Annotated in this window: 9 protein-coding genes; 6 read left to right on the top strand and 3 right to left on the bottom strand. The window is 62.3% G+C overall.

Going from position 1 to position 16602, the window contains the following annotated elements:
• Window positions 1-225 precede the first annotated feature (225 nt).
• The gene (locus CH281_RS01040) at window positions 226-963 is read right to left on the bottom strand and encodes a hypothetical protein (protein WP_141214626.1); all 738 of its coding nucleotides are present in this window, start codon (window positions 961-963) and stop codon (window positions 226-228) included.
• Window positions 964-1244: 281 nt separating this feature from the next.
• On the opposite strand from CH281_RS01040, the gene CH281_RS01035 reads away from it, so the two are divergent.
• The 3 genes from CH281_RS01035 to CH281_RS27110 all read left to right on the top strand — a co-directional run bounded on the left by CH281_RS01035 (window position 1245) and on the right by CH281_RS27110 (window position 5944).
• Window positions 1245-2141, top strand: coding sequence for a hypothetical protein (locus CH281_RS01035; protein ID WP_032364853.1), 897 nt, complete (start codon window positions 1245-1247; stop codon window positions 2139-2141).
• A gap of 192 nt (window positions 2142-2333) precedes the next feature.
• Window positions 2334-5270 (top strand): NACHT domain-containing protein, encoded by a 2937-nt coding sequence (locus CH281_RS01030; RefSeq protein WP_032394243.1) that lies wholly within the window; start codon window positions 2334-2336, stop codon window positions 5268-5270.
• A gap of 167 nt (window positions 5271-5437) precedes the next feature.
• A complete protein-coding gene (locus tag CH281_RS27110; protein WP_141216863.1) occupies window positions 5438-5944 on the top strand; it encodes a hypothetical protein in 507 nt (168 codons plus the stop codon).
• 74 nt (window positions 5945-6018) lie between these two features.
• Here the strand turns inward: CH281_RS27110 and CH281_RS01020 are convergent, their stop codons facing one another.
• Together CH281_RS01020 and CH281_RS01015 are read right to left on the bottom strand one after the other, a co-directional pair.
• Window positions 6019-7419: an MFS transporter gene (locus tag CH281_RS01020; RefSeq protein ID WP_032364850.1), complete on the bottom strand. Its 1401-nt coding sequence runs from the start codon at window positions 7417-7419 to the stop codon at window positions 6019-6021.
• Window positions 7416-7994, bottom strand: a complete 579-nt coding sequence (locus CH281_RS01015; RefSeq protein ID WP_230591897.1) for a TetR/AcrR family transcriptional regulator — start codon at window positions 7992-7994, stop codon at window positions 7416-7418. The genes CH281_RS01020 and CH281_RS01015 overlap by 4 nt, the downstream gene beginning before the upstream one ends.
• Before the next feature lie 187 nt (window positions 7995-8181).
• Here CH281_RS01015 and CH281_RS01010 point away from each other — a divergent pair, with 187 nt between their 5' ends.
• Genes CH281_RS01010 through CH281_RS01000 form a run of 3 tightly spaced genes read left to right on the top strand, consistent with a single transcriptional unit; the run spans window position 8182 to window position 16602 of the window.
• Complete coding sequence (locus CH281_RS01010) at window positions 8182-9585, top strand: cytochrome P450 (RefSeq protein WP_230596631.1); 1404 nt, start codon at window positions 8182-8184, stop codon at window positions 9583-9585.
• On the top strand, window positions 9578-15865 hold the full coding sequence (locus CH281_RS01005) for a type I polyketide synthase (protein WP_052049305.1): 6288 nt from the start codon (window positions 9578-9580) through the stop codon (window positions 15863-15865). The genes CH281_RS01010 and CH281_RS01005 overlap by 8 nt, the downstream gene beginning before the upstream one ends.
• Window positions 15865-16602, top strand: coding sequence for a hypothetical protein (locus CH281_RS01000; protein ID WP_052049304.1), 738 nt, complete (start codon window positions 15865-15867; stop codon window positions 16600-16602). Before CH281_RS01005 ends, CH281_RS01000 begins: the two co-directional genes overlap by 1 nt.

Below are 16602 nucleotides of genomic sequence, written 5' to 3'. Positions count from 1 at the left end.
GGCTCCGGTGAGCGCTGCGCGCCCACCGCCAGAAGCCGGCCGCCAAGGCGGCCTAGTGCGGACTTTCCTTGCCGGGCGCTGCGCGCCAACGGCCAACGAATCACCTATCTTGATTGTCTGACAATATCTTTCGTATCGGTACAACCTTCGGACCGCTGCGCGCCCCGGCCGATCAACCGCTACCGCAGTGGGGCACGCTGCGCGCACCCCACTGTGGTACGGCTACTACTCCCCCACAGTGAAATTCACATCGAGATACGAGAAATTGTCCCGTAGATGCTGCCGTACATCGTCCAGATCTACGGACTCGTCCGCATCTTCTTGGCTACGCGCCGATCGCGTCATTGTTAATGAAACTGTGACATCCACTTCTACATCGAAATCACGTTCTCGGCCTTCGAACCCCCACTGTTCGCAGAACCTCTCGAACTCGCTGCACAGACTGTTCTCGTCCGCCCATTCGCATGCAGACTCATTCAGCCGCCTGATCCACTCGTGATGGTTCGCACGCTCGGTATTGGCGCTCTCGCGTACGGCCTGCAAGGTCCGTTCGACGGCGGCCCGTTCGTGGATCGGCCGCACGTACTCACCGAACCATGCGGGAGCGACCCCAGGTGACACAGTGACCGGTGAGATGTCACGTGGACGCACCAACCCCGTCCAGCTCTTGTAGGTGTGCTCCACGGCCATCAACGGCTCACGCCACACGACAGCAACGCTTGCATGGGTCTCGGTGGCATTGCGCTCATCGACCGAGAACCATCCTGACGCGGCGATACCGCCGCGTCCATCACTTATCTGCACATAGGTCCCCTCTGCAGGGTATCCCGCAACCAGGGGCTTTGGCAAGGCCTCGAGCACGACGGCCCGGTTCGACCAGTCGGCACCCCCTAGAGACCCATTGTCGAAGGCCACCTCGAGCACGGACGCAACTGGTAACACTGAATCGACGATCGATGTCATGGCAGATTTCAGCCTCTCAATTCGGGTGACGGATGGTCAGTCCGCCGATCAACAGAACGCCTCTGAATCTACCATCGAAACACTTGCACTGGAAGACGTAAGAGTCATCGAAACATGTTGATAAACAGAGCGTTTGGGATCACAACTATCAGCAGGACGCAACCCGGCAGCAGCCGCAATTGTCCCCGACGCACTCGGCGCCGGGGACCGAGTGCGCAGGCGATTTTACCGAGCCTGACAGAATAGGACTGCTCAACTTTCCCTACAGGAGATCGACTGACATGGCACCGAAAAGGCCCGATGAAACGCTGCACCGACTCCGCGACTGGACGCACGGACAACTGTCGGAGCGCCTCGCTGCCCAGATCCTTCTCGCAGACGACTTCAAAAACCTCGACCCCTCTCAGCCGATGGGCGGTCCCGACAATGCCCACGACGCAATAGCCCACCGCGACGGCAAGAAATGGGTCATGGCGGCCTATTTTCCGAACACCAGAAAAACTTTCAGCGCAGTCAAGAAGAAATTTCTGGGAGACGTTGCCGGCGTGGCCACCAACGGTGCCAACGGCATTGTCTTTGTAACCAACCAAGCTCTGACGGTCGGAGAGCGAACCAAACTTTCCAACCTTGCGTCTTGCGATGTCGAGCTCTACCACCTCGAACGGTGCGTAGCGATCCTTGACATGCCCCGCATGGGCCCTGTACGCCGCCAGTTCTATCTCGAAGACGAGAACTCAGACGATCGAGTTAACGGCAACCAGACCGGCGGCGACACCACCGCCCGTTTCATGCTTTCTACCTATGACATGAAGGCAGGCACCGCTCAACACGCCGCAGTTCTCAAGGACGGTCAGTATCCCCTCTACGACCTATCGCTGAGAATCGTCGACATGAATGTCAGTCCCGGCACCGATCTACACCGCCTCGACTGGGGGAACCTCGTCGCGCCGGCCGAGTACTACAACGTGAATATCAGCCTCCCGGACTCGGCGTACTGGAGGATCTTTTTCACCGCACGCAATGGCCAGTGGCATCAAGATCTGATTCTCAAGCGATCGGACCCGGACAGCTGTTGGCTTGCAGCCACCCGCGTCATCGGCCTCCAACAAGCACCCCATCTGCAGCAGCTGGACCTGGAATTCATTCATCGCTTCGGAGCTCCAGAATGGCTCCCTTAATGGCCAACTCGCGCGGTCTGCACCCGCCCGGCCAGCTGTTGAACCGCCAGGGATCGACATTCTGTCGGTCGGTAAAGGACAGGCCGGGGGCCGCCCGATCGCTTCGCACGCCCGTTTTCGTCGGGCTGCACCAGATTCTGCCTTGGGTGCGCCTCCACTCAAATACACAGGGCCGGACAAGCCATAGAGGGCATGATTGATCCTGTGCCGGACTACGACATCAATCAGCTGGGAAGCCGGCCCTTCGAGCAGCTCGTCGTTGCGCTGTGCGTCCGAGCAATCGGGGCCGGGATAGAAGCCTTCGGCGACGGCCCCGACGGAGGCCGCGAAGCGACCTACGCCGGCACGATTGACTGGTCCGCCGGCACAGACGATCACGTGCACGAACACTGGACCGGGTACACCGTATTCCAAGCAAAGTTCCACTACGACCAGGGTGACCCGGCATCGAACCTCGTCTGGTTCAAGAAGCAAATTGACGCCGAATTGCTCCGGTGGGTCGAAGCCATGGACAAAGGGTCGCGTATGCGTCCACCTGACTACATGGTGTTCGCCTCAAATGTCAGATTGTCGAGCAATGGAGTCTCCGGTGGCATCGATCAACTGAACAACTACCTGCTCGGCAGGCTCCACGATGACAAGGACCCCATTCACGGCCTCGGGATTCGCGCCATCCGCATCTGGCACCATGCGCAGATCACCGCGCTAATCGACGGGCACCCGAGTGTCCGCTATGCATTCCCTGCCCTTCTAACGATCGGGGATGTTCTCGCCTGTATCGGTGCCAACACTGCACCAGGAAGCAGTTCTTCCGATCTCGGACCCGCTATGAGACTTCATGCGGCACAATGCCTCCGAAACGAGCACTGGGTTCGATTCTCGGAATCTGGAGCAACAGCAGGCCAACGAGCAAAGCTAGAAGAAGCGGGACGCGACCTGCCAGGACGCTACGAGAGTCCGGACGGACACCCCCACGATGTGCAGACAATTGCGCACATCATCGAGCACGCCGATCAAGTCCTCCGCAGCGGCCTCCAAGACCGCGTACGACGACCGCACTGGGTCATCATCGGCGGACCCGGACAGGGCAAAACAACACTCAGCGCACTGATCGCACAGATCTACCGCAGCGGCCTTCTGTCCCGCGGTGACATGACACCCGAAGTTGCCACAATCACCTCGGCCACGCAGAGCGCGATGGAACGCTCAGGAATCACAAAGCCACGAAACCTCCGTTGGCCCATCCGCATCGACCTCGCACTGTACGCAGACGAACTGTCGTCGGTCCCGGATTTGAGTGTCCTCGGATACCTCTCAAAAGTCATCGGCAACCGCGCCGGTCGCACTCTCAGTCCCGGCGATCTTGAAGGGTGGTTACGCATATGGCCGTGGATCGTCGTACTCGACGGTCTCGACGAGGTGAGCGCAGCTTCCATGCGTCGACTCCTGATCGAACGGATCACCGATTTCATGGAAGCTGCGGACCAGCTCGACGCAGACCTACTGCTGGTCTCCACAACTCGGCCTTTGGGCTACGACGAACGCTTCGATAGCGACTTGTTCACCGAGCTCACGTTGAGTCGCCTCAATTCCACGCAATCGCAACGATTCGGAACCGACCTCGTTCGGTTGAGGCTGGCTGACGACGCCGAAAGACGCGACACCGTCCTACGCAGGCTACGAACCGCGGCCAAAGACCCGAACACAGCACGGCTGATGGAAACCCCACTGCAAGTGACGATCATGTCGTTCATTGTCGAAAGCTTCGGGACCCTACCGCTCGACCGCTACAGCCTCTTCGAGCTGTATTACCGAACCGTCTATCAACGGGAAATTGACAAGCCTGGGGTCCATGGCCTGTCCGCACTGCTCAACGAACATCGACCCGATGTCTTCCATTTGCACTGCCAAGTCGCGCTCGAACTGCACGTGGCCGCCGAAAGCAGCAGCCGCTCGGAAGCAACAATGCCTGCGTCGAGACTCGACGAGATAGTGCGGACCCGACTCATCACCCAGGAGTTCGGTCCCCGAGACGTGAGCTCTATAGCGAGCAGACTGGTCAGGGCTGCCACGCACCGACTGGTTCTACTCGTCCCTACTGACGACCGAGTAGGATTCGAAGTTCGCAGTATGCAAGAACTGATGGGAGCAAACGCGCTGACGATGGGACAAGACACGAAAGTCCTCGCCCTGCTTCAACTCACCGCCCACCACCCCCATTGGCGAAACACATGGCTTTTGGCCGCCGGCCGAATCTTCAAAGAACGCGAACATCTACAAAATGATCTGGTGCAGCTAGTCACCGCCTGCGATCGCCGAAGTGGCGGCCTCCACGAGACGGTCCCAACAGCCCCTATGCTGGCCTGCAACGTCCTCGATGACGGCTTCGCTTCCAGAGCACCCAGTTCCCGAAGGGCCTACATAAGCGCAGCGATAAGTTGCCTCGACAGCTACCCCGGACAGGACTTCAATGGTCTTGCAATAGCACTGTCACACGCGTGCAACAGCGATGACCTGACTCCTGTGTTCACCGAACTGACTGCCGCACTTCGCGGACGGGGCATCCGACAGATCAATGCCTACTTTCTCCTCAGAGCACTTCGGAATAGCAAACAGACTTTTCACAAAGCTGACTTCATCCTTAGAAACAACGAATTACCACCCCAAACGATGCAAGCGGTCACTAAGTGGGCCACCCCCGTCTCGGATAAACGCGCGGCGCACCGAGCTGATGGACCACCCCTAAACGGAATAGCGATCTATGATATCTTGACCGCGGAGCTGGAGACCCAAGATCGATTCGGGCTCAACGACGCTCAGTACCAAAAATTCGACACATTCCTCGTCTCTTTTTCCACTGTAGAAACGTTCGTGGACCACGAGTTCGGAACACTGACCATTTTGATCGACCGAACTACGCCCATAATCCTCAACGGGCTATCCGCCGTCATGGACGACCCAGACACAGAAACCGCCGTGACCCTACTGCTCGACTCGCTACCAGTCGAGCACTGGCCGATCACGGCCACCATTCAACAATTGCTGCGTCCCCTTGTCGCTCGCAGACCTGTCGGTCCTGCCGTTATCGACGAGTTCGGGGCCGATTTCCCAGCAGCCACACAGATATGAACATCGACAGCACGTGCGACATACACTTCGACTCGTATCCACGAGGTACTCTCTCGATCATGACACTCATCCAGTCACTGGATCAGGCCAACTCCAAAACTGAGGTCGATAGCGGACTCACTGCAGGAGAACGCCGTCGAGCTCATGCATAAGGATCGGTGAAGCGCGTGGGCATAGAGGACAATATCCATGGTCTCGATGACGCCGAGCGGGCCCGCTTGAAGATGGTTCGCGAGCGGGAGTCTCGAGAAGAAGCCGAGGGCTGGCTGGCTGTCACTGAGTTCGTGAGATTGGCACAGGAGTACGGGGTTTCGCCTCGCCCGGTGCCGGCCCTAGGCCCCTATATCGATGCTGATTTCTTGAATCGGACGTGCTGGAACGGTCGCCAGATCTTCGAGTCATCGGTCATCGGTTGGTCGTTCATGCAGATGCGCGATCCGCACGCAGTCGGTGTCGACGGCACCCTCTACCGGGTTCGTCAGGACGTTCGACGCAGGCGGATGGCCCTATTCGGCGTGGGGTCGATTCGACCCGCTGAGATCGCACCGATTGCGGTCGAGTCGTATCCGCTCGGACATCTGTCCAGCAGCAACTCATATGACGAGTCCGGGGGTTGGACGTTGATCGAGTACATGACAGGTTTCCTGCGCACCAGTCGCAACCTCTCGACTTAGTCTTGAAACCCGTACGCGCAGCCACCCGGCTCGCCCAGTTTCCTTCTCTGGGCGGGCCGGGTGGGTGTCCGTGTTCACGATGCGCGTTGCGGCGACCTCCGATGCAGGACAATGCATGTGATAGCAGTGACGGCCATGACCGTGGCTCCGATCCACGCCGCGACGGTATACGCGCCGTCGTTGGGGAACTCACCGGTCGTGCCGGCCGCGAGCATGAGTCCGCCGGTAGCGCTGCCGAGGGAGAATCCGACGCTGCGAACGACTTGGTTGACGCTCATTGCACTCGATGTCTCGTCTTTAGGGGTGACAGCGAGGATGACGCCGGGCATCGCCGAGGAGAAGCTACCCACGCCGAAGCCCAGGATGGCCATTGCAACCAATAGCTCGACGATGTTCGTGCGTGCCGTCGCAAAGATCACGAACGATATGAGAACAATCACCGCGCTGGCCGCGAGAACCAAAGGGGCACCGATGCGTTCACGTGCCCGCGGTGTCACTTTGCCCGCGACGAATCCGAGCGCGGAAAATGGCACGAGGACGAGTCCGGCGACGAAAGTGGTCAGGCCGAATCCGTATCCAGTGCTGCTGGGGGTTTGTGCGTAGCGAGTGATCAGGGTGAGCAAGAGGTACATGCCGATGCCGCCGATGAACATTGCGACGTTCGCTCCCGCGACTGCCGGGTGCCGTAGCAATCGAATGTCGACCAGGGGTTCTCTGGTGCGACGTTCGATCAGTGTCCATCCGGCGAGGAGCACGATTGCCATCACTGCGAGTACCAGGGCACCGGTGAGGTGACTTTCCCACAGGCTGGTCTCGCTGGCGAGAAACAGCACCAGAAACAGCGCTGCGGCCAGCAGTGCTGCGCCGGGCAGGTCCACGTGAGCCGACCGGCCAGCGGGTGAGGCCGGGATGCTGCGATAGGCAGCCAGGAACGCGATCACGGTCACGACCACCCCGAGTCCGTATGCAGCTCGAAGGCCGCCGACCTCGACGAGAAGGCCGGCCAGTGGATAACCGATGCCGATGCCGATGGTCGACGCGACGGAGACCAAGGCGATGGTGGAGGCCGATTTTTCTTTGGGGAGGTGATCGCGGGCGACGCCCATCATGAGGGCGGTCAGGCCGAGACCGACTCCCTGTGCGGTGCGTCCGACGAGCAGCCATGCGAACGGCAGTGGGATCACGGTGAGGACACTGCCGGTCACCACGACGGCGAGGGTCGCGAGGATGGTTGCTCGTCTGTGGGGGCCTGCACCGAGTCGTCCGAGGACAGGGGTCGCGATGGCTCCGGCCAGCAACGTGATGGTCAGAGTCCACTGGGCGCTGGCAAGTGATACGTGCAGTGTGGTGGCGACACTGGTGATCAGTGGTGCCCCGAGGCTTCCTACCGCGGCGACCACGAGCGCTATGAACACCAACGATGGAACCAGCAGCTTCGGCGGTTGGGACTCGTGAGTGACCGCGTCGGCGCTCATCGGTTGGTCTCGCTGGTGATGTGATCGAACAGACCGGACTGAATGCGTGTTCGCACGCCTTCGGACCATGGCTCCTCCAATTCGGATACCTGCAGGGCAGCGGCATTGTTCAGGAGCATCCCGAAGGCCAGGAAGGCCTTGATGGTGACGGCGTCGAGCCCGGTGATGTCGGCGACGGTCTTCCACATGCGCCCGAAACTGTTCCGGACCGCGTCGCGGACTTCGGGGTCGCCGCACGCGGCGAACCCCTGTAGCTGGAGCAGCAGCGCGCTGCGATCGGTCAGCATGTCGTTGTATCGGGCACCCATCAGGGCCAGTGCGTCCTGCCCGGTCGCGTCGCCGGCGGCTTCGCGCATGCCCTCGGTGAGCCGTTCGAACGACGCGGTCATGACCTCGAGGAACAGTGCTTTCTTGGTGCCGAATATTCGGAAGATGTAGGCCTGGGTGATTCCGGCCCGCCGGGCGATCGACTCTGTCGATGCTCCGTGTAGTCCACCGTTTGCGAATTCGTCTGCGGCCATCTGCAGAACCTGCTGTCTCCGGTCCGCGCCGCTCATTTTCCGCTGTTGGTCCATGCCACCGATCCTAACTTTTACAAATTAGTAATGACTAACTACTTACACTTAGCCGGAGTAACTTGTACAGTGCCATTGATCACACAGCCTCGCTTCCCGAATCGCTCGACATCCACGCCCTGGAGCTGGTACTCGGCTTCAGGCCTGATTTGGTCGGAGACACACCTTGAGCAGTAGCGACTCATCGATGCAGCCTGGATCGCAATGCCCGTACACCGGAACTGAGCAAACGCACGACGGCCCGCCCACCCGAGCGGTACCGGTCGCACCCGGTAAGTGGCCCATGCTCGGCCACATATTTCCGCTGATGCGCAACCCCTTCGACTTCTTCGCCGACCTGCGCGCGCAAAGCGACATGGTTCAGATTTTCATCGGCAAGCGTCCGATCTACTTCTTCACCACCGCACGGCTGGCCCACCACGTCCTCGTGAAAGACGCCCGCTCGTTCGGCAAAGGAATGGTGTGGGAAGCCGTACATCCATTGAGCGGCAACGGTTTACTGGCCTCTGACCGCGCGCTACACCGGCGGCAGCGTCGCTTGATCCAGCCCCTGTTCCACAAGCAGATGATTGCCTCGTACGCCAAGATCATGACCGCCGAATCCCATGCCCTCGCCGAATCCTGGGTTCCCGGACAGCGAGTCATCGTGCAAAAAGCAATGGTAGAGCTCACGCTGACCACCATCGCGCGATCGATGTTCACCGGAAGCCTACCCAAAGACGTTGTGCAAGAGATTATTCGATCGTTACCGATCTTCACCTACGGCATGGTCGCCCGCACAGTCCTGCCGTCCTGGTTGTGCAAGGCGTCGGGATTCGACAGGCGATTCATGGGCGCAGCCGACCGCCTGCGCGGAGCAGTCGATCACGTCGTGCGCACCGACCAGAGCGGAGACGGCGCAGATCTGCTCTCCCACCTTCGCGCTGCCCGAGATCCCGACACCGGCGAGGCGATGAGCGAAGACCTCATCCGAGACGAACTGGTGTCGATCATGATGGCGGGCACGGAAACAACCGCAGCGACGCTGACGTGGGCATTCCATGAGATTGCCCAACACCCGGACGTCGAACGCACACTCCGTACCGAGTTGCGCACAGTGCTCGACGGCCGGCCGGCCGAGTTCACCGACATCGACGACCTCACCTACACCCGCGCCGTGGTGAACGAAGTGCTTCGTCGATATTCACTGCTGATGCTCTTCCGCCGCGCCGAGACCGATGTCGTCATCGACGGGGTCGAGCTCCCCGCAGGCGCGGACATCATGTTCAGCCAGATCGACCTGCACCGCGACGGATCCGCCTTCACCGACCCGGATTCCTTTCGTCCGGAGCGGTGGCTCGTCGACCGCGACCAGCTACCCGACCGCACCGCCTTCCTCCCGTTCGGCGAGGGCAATCGCCGGTGCATAGGCGAGTCCTACGCCCAGGCCAAAGCGGTCATTGCACTGGCAACGATCCTCGGACGGTGGCGACTGATTCCGGCTCCCCGCCACACCGTGCGCCGCGTCGCGGCGGCGATGCCACGCCCGAACAGCCTCCCCATGATCGTCACCCCCGTCACCTCGGACAGAAGCGAGCTCAACCATGTCTGATCTCACCGTGCAGCACGCTACCAACAGCCCCGACCGACACGCAGCCACCGTAGACCCCATCGCCATTGTCGGAATCGGCTGCCGGTTCCCCGGCGGTGTCGATTCCCCCGACGCACTGTGGAATCTTCTGGCCAGTGGCGGCGATGCCGTGAGCGAGGTCCCGCCCGAACGCTGGGCCGCCGACGACGTCTACGACGCGCAGCCCGGCGTCCTCGGTCGCACCGTCTCTCGATGGGGCGGCTTTCTCGACAACATCGGTGGCTTCGATACCACGGCCTTCGGCATCACCGAATACGAAGCCGAAGCGATGGACCCGCAGCACCGTCTACTGACCCAAATGTCCTGGGAAGCACTCGAACACGCAGGCATCGCTCCGGGCTCACTCAAAGACTCGCAGACCGGTGTCTTTTTCGGTCTCGCCCACCACGACTATCTATTGCGCACCTTCGACGATTCGTTGGTCGACAACCCGTACGTCATGACCGGCAATGCCCATTCTGTGGGAGCAGGTCGCGTGTCCTACCTCCTCGGGCTTCACGGCCCCTCGGTTGCGGTGGACACCGCATGCTCATCGGGGCTGCTGTCGGTGCACCTGGGATGCCAGAGCCTGCGTTCTGGAGAAACCGATCTCGTCCTGGCCGGCGCGGCCATGCTGCAGCTCGGTCCCGAGGTCGGCGTGCTGTTTTCGCAGTGGTCGATGCTCTCACCCAACGGACGATGCGCGGCATTCGACGCTGCGGCAGACGGATTCGTACGCAGCGAAGGGTGCGCGGTGATCGCCCTCAAACGCCTCGACGACGCCGAGCGCGACGGTGACCGTGTCCTGGCGGTCATACGTGGGTCGGCGGCGAACTCCGATGGCCGATCCGACAACATCGTCGTCCCATCCGCCTCAGCTCAAGAAGCCGTGCAGCGCAGTGCACTCCGTGTGGCGGGCGTAGACCCGTCAGATGTCGAGTTCGTCGAAGCGCACGGCCCGGGAACCCCCACGGGCGATCCGGTCGAATTCCAAGCCTTGTCTGCCGTCTACGGAAACGGCGACACACCATGCGCTCTCGGGTCGGTGAAGACCAATATCGGGCACACCGAGTCGGTATCGGGTCTCGCAGGGCTGATCAAGACCGTGATGTCGTTGCGCAACAAGCAGATTCCAGGAAATCTGCACTTCACGTCATGGAATCCCGACATATCCTCCGAAGACACCCGCTTGTACGTTCCGACCGAGCTGACAGAATGGGACAACCCGGGATCACCTCGGCTGGCCGCAGTCTCGTCATACGGGTTCAGCGGAACCAACGTTCACGTCGTTGTCGGAGAAGCTGCAGCGACGGCACCCAGCGCAGACGAACCCGCAGACAGTACGACAGCCCAGCCGATCTTGCTCTCGGCCAGCACACCCCAGGCCCTGGCACAGACAGCCGGCCGCGTGGCGCAGTGGTTGACGGGCCCCGGCGCTCACGCTTCGCTCACCGACATCGGCACCACGCTCGCACGCCACCGCGAACATCGCACCGAACGTCTTGTCGCACTTGCGGCCTCACATGAGGAACTGACCGACCAACTGCGCAGCATTGCAGCCTTGCAACCCGCGACGGGTGTGGTCAGTGCTGCCATCGGCAGCCACGGCGGCGCACCGGTGTGGGTGTTCTCCGGGCAAGGGTCTCAATGGGCGGGAATGGGGCGCGAACTGCTCTCCACCGAACCGGCGTTCGCAGCCATGATCGATGAACTCGAGCCGCTCATCGCGCGCGAAGCAGGGTTTTCGGTACGTGGTGAACTCGTGGCCGACGAGACCGTGACCGGGATCGAGAAGATCCAGCCGACCATCTTCGCCGTGCAAGTTGCTCTCGCGGCGGCGTGGCGCTCACGTGGCGTGGAGCCAGCCGCGGTCATCGGCCACTCGCTCGGCGAAGCCGCGGCTTCCGTTGTCGCCGGCGCGCTCACCCTCGACGACGGCGTCAAGGTGATCTGCCGGCGTTCCCAATTGGTCACCCGGATCGCCGGCGGCGGCGCGATGGCCACAATCGAGCTACCCCACCTGCAGGTCGCCGCTGAGCTCGAGGCCGCCGGAATCGACGACGTCACCGTCGCGGTCATCGTGTCCCCCACTTCCACCGTGGTTGCGGGAGACCCCGCCCGGGTCAAGCAATTGGTCACCGAGTGGGACGCGCGCGATCTTCATGCGCGAACCATTGCCGTCGACTATGCATCCCACTCACCGCACGTGGACTCGATTCTCGACGATGTCGCGCTACAGCTCGAATGCCTCGCCCCCGACGCCGCGAAGATTCCGGTCTACAGCACTGTGCTCGAAGATCCGAGAAAACCCGCGGCCTTCGATGCCGGGTACTGGGTCGACAACCTCAGGCGGCCGGTGCGTTTCGCAGATGCCGTGACTGCCGCGGTGCTGGACGGGCACCGAATTTTCGTCGAGCTCTCACCACATCCACTCCTGACCTACGCCATCACCGAGACCGCGACATCGATCGGTCGAGATGCCACCGCTATCGGAACGCTGCGCCGCGACGGAGACCAGTCACTGGGCCTGCTCCCCCAGTTGTCGGACCTGCACTGCAGCGGCGTCACCGTCGACTGGGAGCGCGTATACCCCTCTGGTCAGCTGGTCGACGTTCCACTTCCCACCTGGGCAGGAGAAGATCTCGGCGTCCTGGCCCTGCACGTGAAAAAGCCCGGAGCCAGCGTCGACGCTCATCCGCTGCTCGGCGTCCACATGACACCGATAGACGCCGATGACGAGCACCGATGGCAGGCCACCATGAGTGGCCGCGATCTGCAGTACCTCGACGATCATCAGGTCCATGATCAGCCAGCACTGCCCGGTGCGAGCTACTGCGAGATGGGGCTTGTCGCCGCACAGTCGGTCTTCGCAGCCGACCTGGGCAGCGTCGAGATAACCGATCTCGTCATCCACGAGATGCTTCACCTCCACGAGAACACTGTGGTGTCCTCTCGCACCCGGCCCGAGGGACACGAATCGGTTCGGTTCGAGTCACTGACCCGCCACGACGGCGATGCATCGACCCTCCTTGCCAGCGGCACACTCCGAATCAGGCCACCCGTCGAACCCGAGCGTCTCGACGTTGCCGAGTTGTTGGCCTCCCATCCGACGCCTCTGGACACCAAAGACGCCTACGCCAAGTTCCACGGGGCTGGCGTACACCACGGAGCCGCGTTCGCAGCGATGACCGCGCTGCACCTGTCCGACGACACCGGTACAGCGCAGACCGTCTTCGCTGAAGTGTCGCTTCCCGCCACCGCGCGAAGCCAAGTCGACGCGTACTCCCTACACCCCGTTCTGATGGATGGCTGCCTTCAGACCTTGGCGTCTCACCCGGCCCTCATCCGCGACGCCTTCCCCACCGGAGTTGGTTCGCTGCGGGTACACCGCAACCCCCACCACGCTCGCTACTGCCTTGCTCAACTGCACCATCTCGACGAACAGCTCGCGATCGGCGGCATAACACTGCTCGACGAGGACGGCACCGTCGTCGCCGAAGCCACCGGCGTGCGGCTGGCCACCGCAGACCGGCGACTGGCCGAACGACTCCTCACCGTCGAGTGGGAACGCGCCGACCTCCCCGCGCCCCAAACACAGGCCGGGCGATGGCTCGTCCTCACCGAAGCAAGCACCACTGACCCACTGACCGTCGACCTCGCAGCCGCGCTGGGCAACGACATCGATATTCGCGCCTTTCACACCGACTCCGACGCACTCGACGCCGACCTAGCGGCGCATCCTCCGCATCAGGTGGTGGTGCTCTGCGCCCCACCGACCAACACCGCAGACCACGACACTGCGCAGCGCGCCCAAGACCGCATCCGACAGCTCATCGAGCTCGTTCGCGTCCTCGTCGAACGTACCGACACACACCGGCCGCGATTGTGGGTGGTGACCCATGATGCTCAGAGGGTCGGCTCCGGCGACGGCCGCAACCTCGAGCAGACTGCGGTACGCGGCCTGTGCCGAGTGATCGGTCACGAACACCCCGAGCTCGGTATCCGTCACCTCGATGTGTCATCCCCTGCCGAGCCCACACTGGTGGCCCAGATCCTCCTCGCCGACGACGACGCAGACGAGATCGCATTACGCGACGGCGAACTCTTCCTGGCGCGGCTGAAAGTGGCCCCGCTGCGCGATAACGAGCGCCGACACCGCCCCATTCGTTTCGGGCGTGATCGCTACGCGCTCGCTCCCCAACACGCCGGCGACCTCGGCAGCCTCGAACTGGTCGCAACCACCGCCCGTCCGCCCGCGGCCGACGAGATCGAGATCGCAGTCGAGGCACTCGGCGTGAACTACGCCGACGTCCTCAACGCGATGGGTCTGTACAAGACCGTCGACGGCGCACCGATGCCCTTCGGATTCGACTGCGCCGGAACAGTTGTCTCCACCGGATCATCGGTCACCACATTCCGACCCGGCGATCGCGTGGCCGCAATGCATCCAGGCGTCTTCGAGTCTTTCGCAGTGGTCCCCGCATGCAAAGTCAACCGACTTCCCGACGACGTCACGTTCGCTGCTGCAGCTGCGCGGCCCAGCGTGTTCGCCACTGCGTGGTACGGGCTTCATCGGCTGAGCAGGATTCGTCCCGGTGAGCGGGTATTGATCCACTCGGCGACCGGCGGAGTGGGGCTCGCAGCGATCGCGGTTGCTCGACACCTCGGCGCAACCATCTATGCCACCGCAGGTACCGCCGCCAAGCGGCAGTACCTGCGCGACATGGGCATCGAACGTGTCTTCAATTCTCGATCGACCGCGTTCGCCGAGCAGATCCGAGACGTCACCGGCGGCGAGGGCGTCGACGTTGTACTCAACTCGCTCACCGGCGCCGCGCAACGAGCTGGTTTGGACCTGCTGCGCATCGGCGGCCGATTCGTCGAGCTCGGCAAGAAGGACATCTACGCCGACTCCAAGATCGGGCTGTTCCCGTTCCGTCGCAACATCTCTCTGCACAGTGTCGACTTGGGCGTTCTGCCCTACGACGAACTCGGCGATGTCCTCCGCGAAGTACACGAACTGCTCGCCTCGGGCGCTCTCACCCCGACCCCGCACACCACCTATCCGCTCAGCGATGCCAGCACCGCGTTCCGCACCCTGGCTGCGGGAGATCACATCGGCAAGCTCGTTCTGACCGTTCCACAGGACGGTGAGGGGCACGCAGCGATCCGCCCCGACGACGTACCGGTGATCCGCGCCGACGGCTCCTACGTGGTCACCGGCGGTTTGGGCGGTCTCGGCCTCATCCTTGCGCGGTGGTTCGCCGAACACGGTGCCGGACGGGTCGTCTTGAACGGCCGATCCGCGCCCTCGGTCGAGGCGATGGCACTCATCGACGAGTTGCGTTCGGGTGGAACCGATATCGAGATCGTTCGCGGAGACATCGCGATCGGGGACACGGCCACGGACCTGGTCCGTGCTGCCACCGCCACCGGACTGCCGCTGCGAGGGGTCATTCATGCAGCAGCAGTTGTCGACGACGCCGCGATCACCACGGTCGACGATGCGTTGATGGAGCGCGTGTGGGCACCGAAGGTGCACGGCGCGTTGAAGATGCACGAGGCGTGTGCGCACAGTGAACTCGACTGGTGGTTCGGATTCTCCTCGGCCTCGGCACTCGTGGGTTTCGCGGGTCAGGCATGCTATGCCTCGGCGAACGCACTGCTCGACGGCCTCACGATGTGGCGGCGGGACCACGGCTTGCCAGCTCTGAGTGTCAACTGGGGAGCGTGGGCCGAGTACGGGCGCGGCACGATGTTCGCCGACCGCGGGAACGCCATGATCGACCCCGACGAGGGCCTCCACGCGTGCGATGCGCTCCTACGCTACGACCGGCCGCGCGCGGGTTACCTCCCGATCCTCGACCCCGGGTGGCAGTCGATGCTCGCAGACAAACTTCGCACCTCGTCGTTCTTCGCGGCCATCCCTGCCGATCGAGGCGCAGAACGCGGGATCGACCTGACCGCATCTACCTCGTTGGCAGAACTGCAGAATCTCGAACCCCCAGCGCAGCAACGATTTTTGGAGAGCATCCTCACCGCACACGCCGCGGAGATTCTGCGCGTCGACGCTGCTGCACTCGACCCGGACCGATCTCTGGGCGACCACGGCCTCGACTCTCTGATGGCGCTCGAACTCAGCACCCGGATCAACCGGGAATTCGACATTCGGGTCACACCCAAACAGATGCGCCAAGACTCCAGCCCCGCGGCGCTCGCCCTGCACATCGCAGCACAACTCAACCTCGAGGCGGTGCAGTAATGGACACTCCACAATCCCAACGCGACACCGATCGCACCCGCCCCCACATCGTGCACGCCGCAAGTGGGATCATCAGCCTGCTGGTGTTGGCGTCGACGATCTTCGTGTTGGCACCGATCCCGCCTTTCGGCTCACCGGAGGACGAGGTGGTGACTTTCTACGCCACCCACACCACCAGCGGATACATCTACCAGTTCGTCGCAGGCATCGCGTTGATGGCCGCCCTGTGGTTCCTGTGCTATCTGTACGTGCGGTTTCGGCGGGAAGTACCGCACAGTCCGCTGCCGATGCTGATGATGGCGGCCGGCACGGCGTGGGTGGGGTTCGCCACGGTCTATCTCGGTCTGTTCCAAATCTTCTCGGGCTGGGCCGCCGACCCGGACTCCCACGCACTACTGCACGCATTTTCCGATGCCTACGTACTGGGCTTCATGTTCAGTGCCGTCCCGGCCGCTGTCATCGTCGTGTCCGCAGCCCTGTGCACCACCGCCGCCGCAGGATGGCCCGGATTTCTCAAACCACTCTCGGCGATCGTCGTCGTGGTGCAGATTTTGGGCTGCGTTCCGCTCCTGGCACCCGAGAGCCCCATCAAGGCGGGAGGTTTCATCACCTATGCCAGTGTGTTCGCTGTCATTGTCTGGATTGCTGCGGCGAGCGTCGCGGCAGTTCGCAGCGAACGCGCGCCGTCATCGGAGATGCCATATCAGCAGACCGTGAACACGAGCACGGAGCGATGA

It is taken from the genome of Rhodococcus sp. 06-221-2, from assembly GCF_002258365.1.
Lineage (GTDB): Bacteria > Actinomycetota > Actinomycetes > Mycobacteriales > Mycobacteriaceae > Rhodococcoides > Rhodococcoides fascians.
Note: the sequence above shows the minus strand (reverse complement) of the source record. Positions and strands in the feature narration are given on the sequence as shown.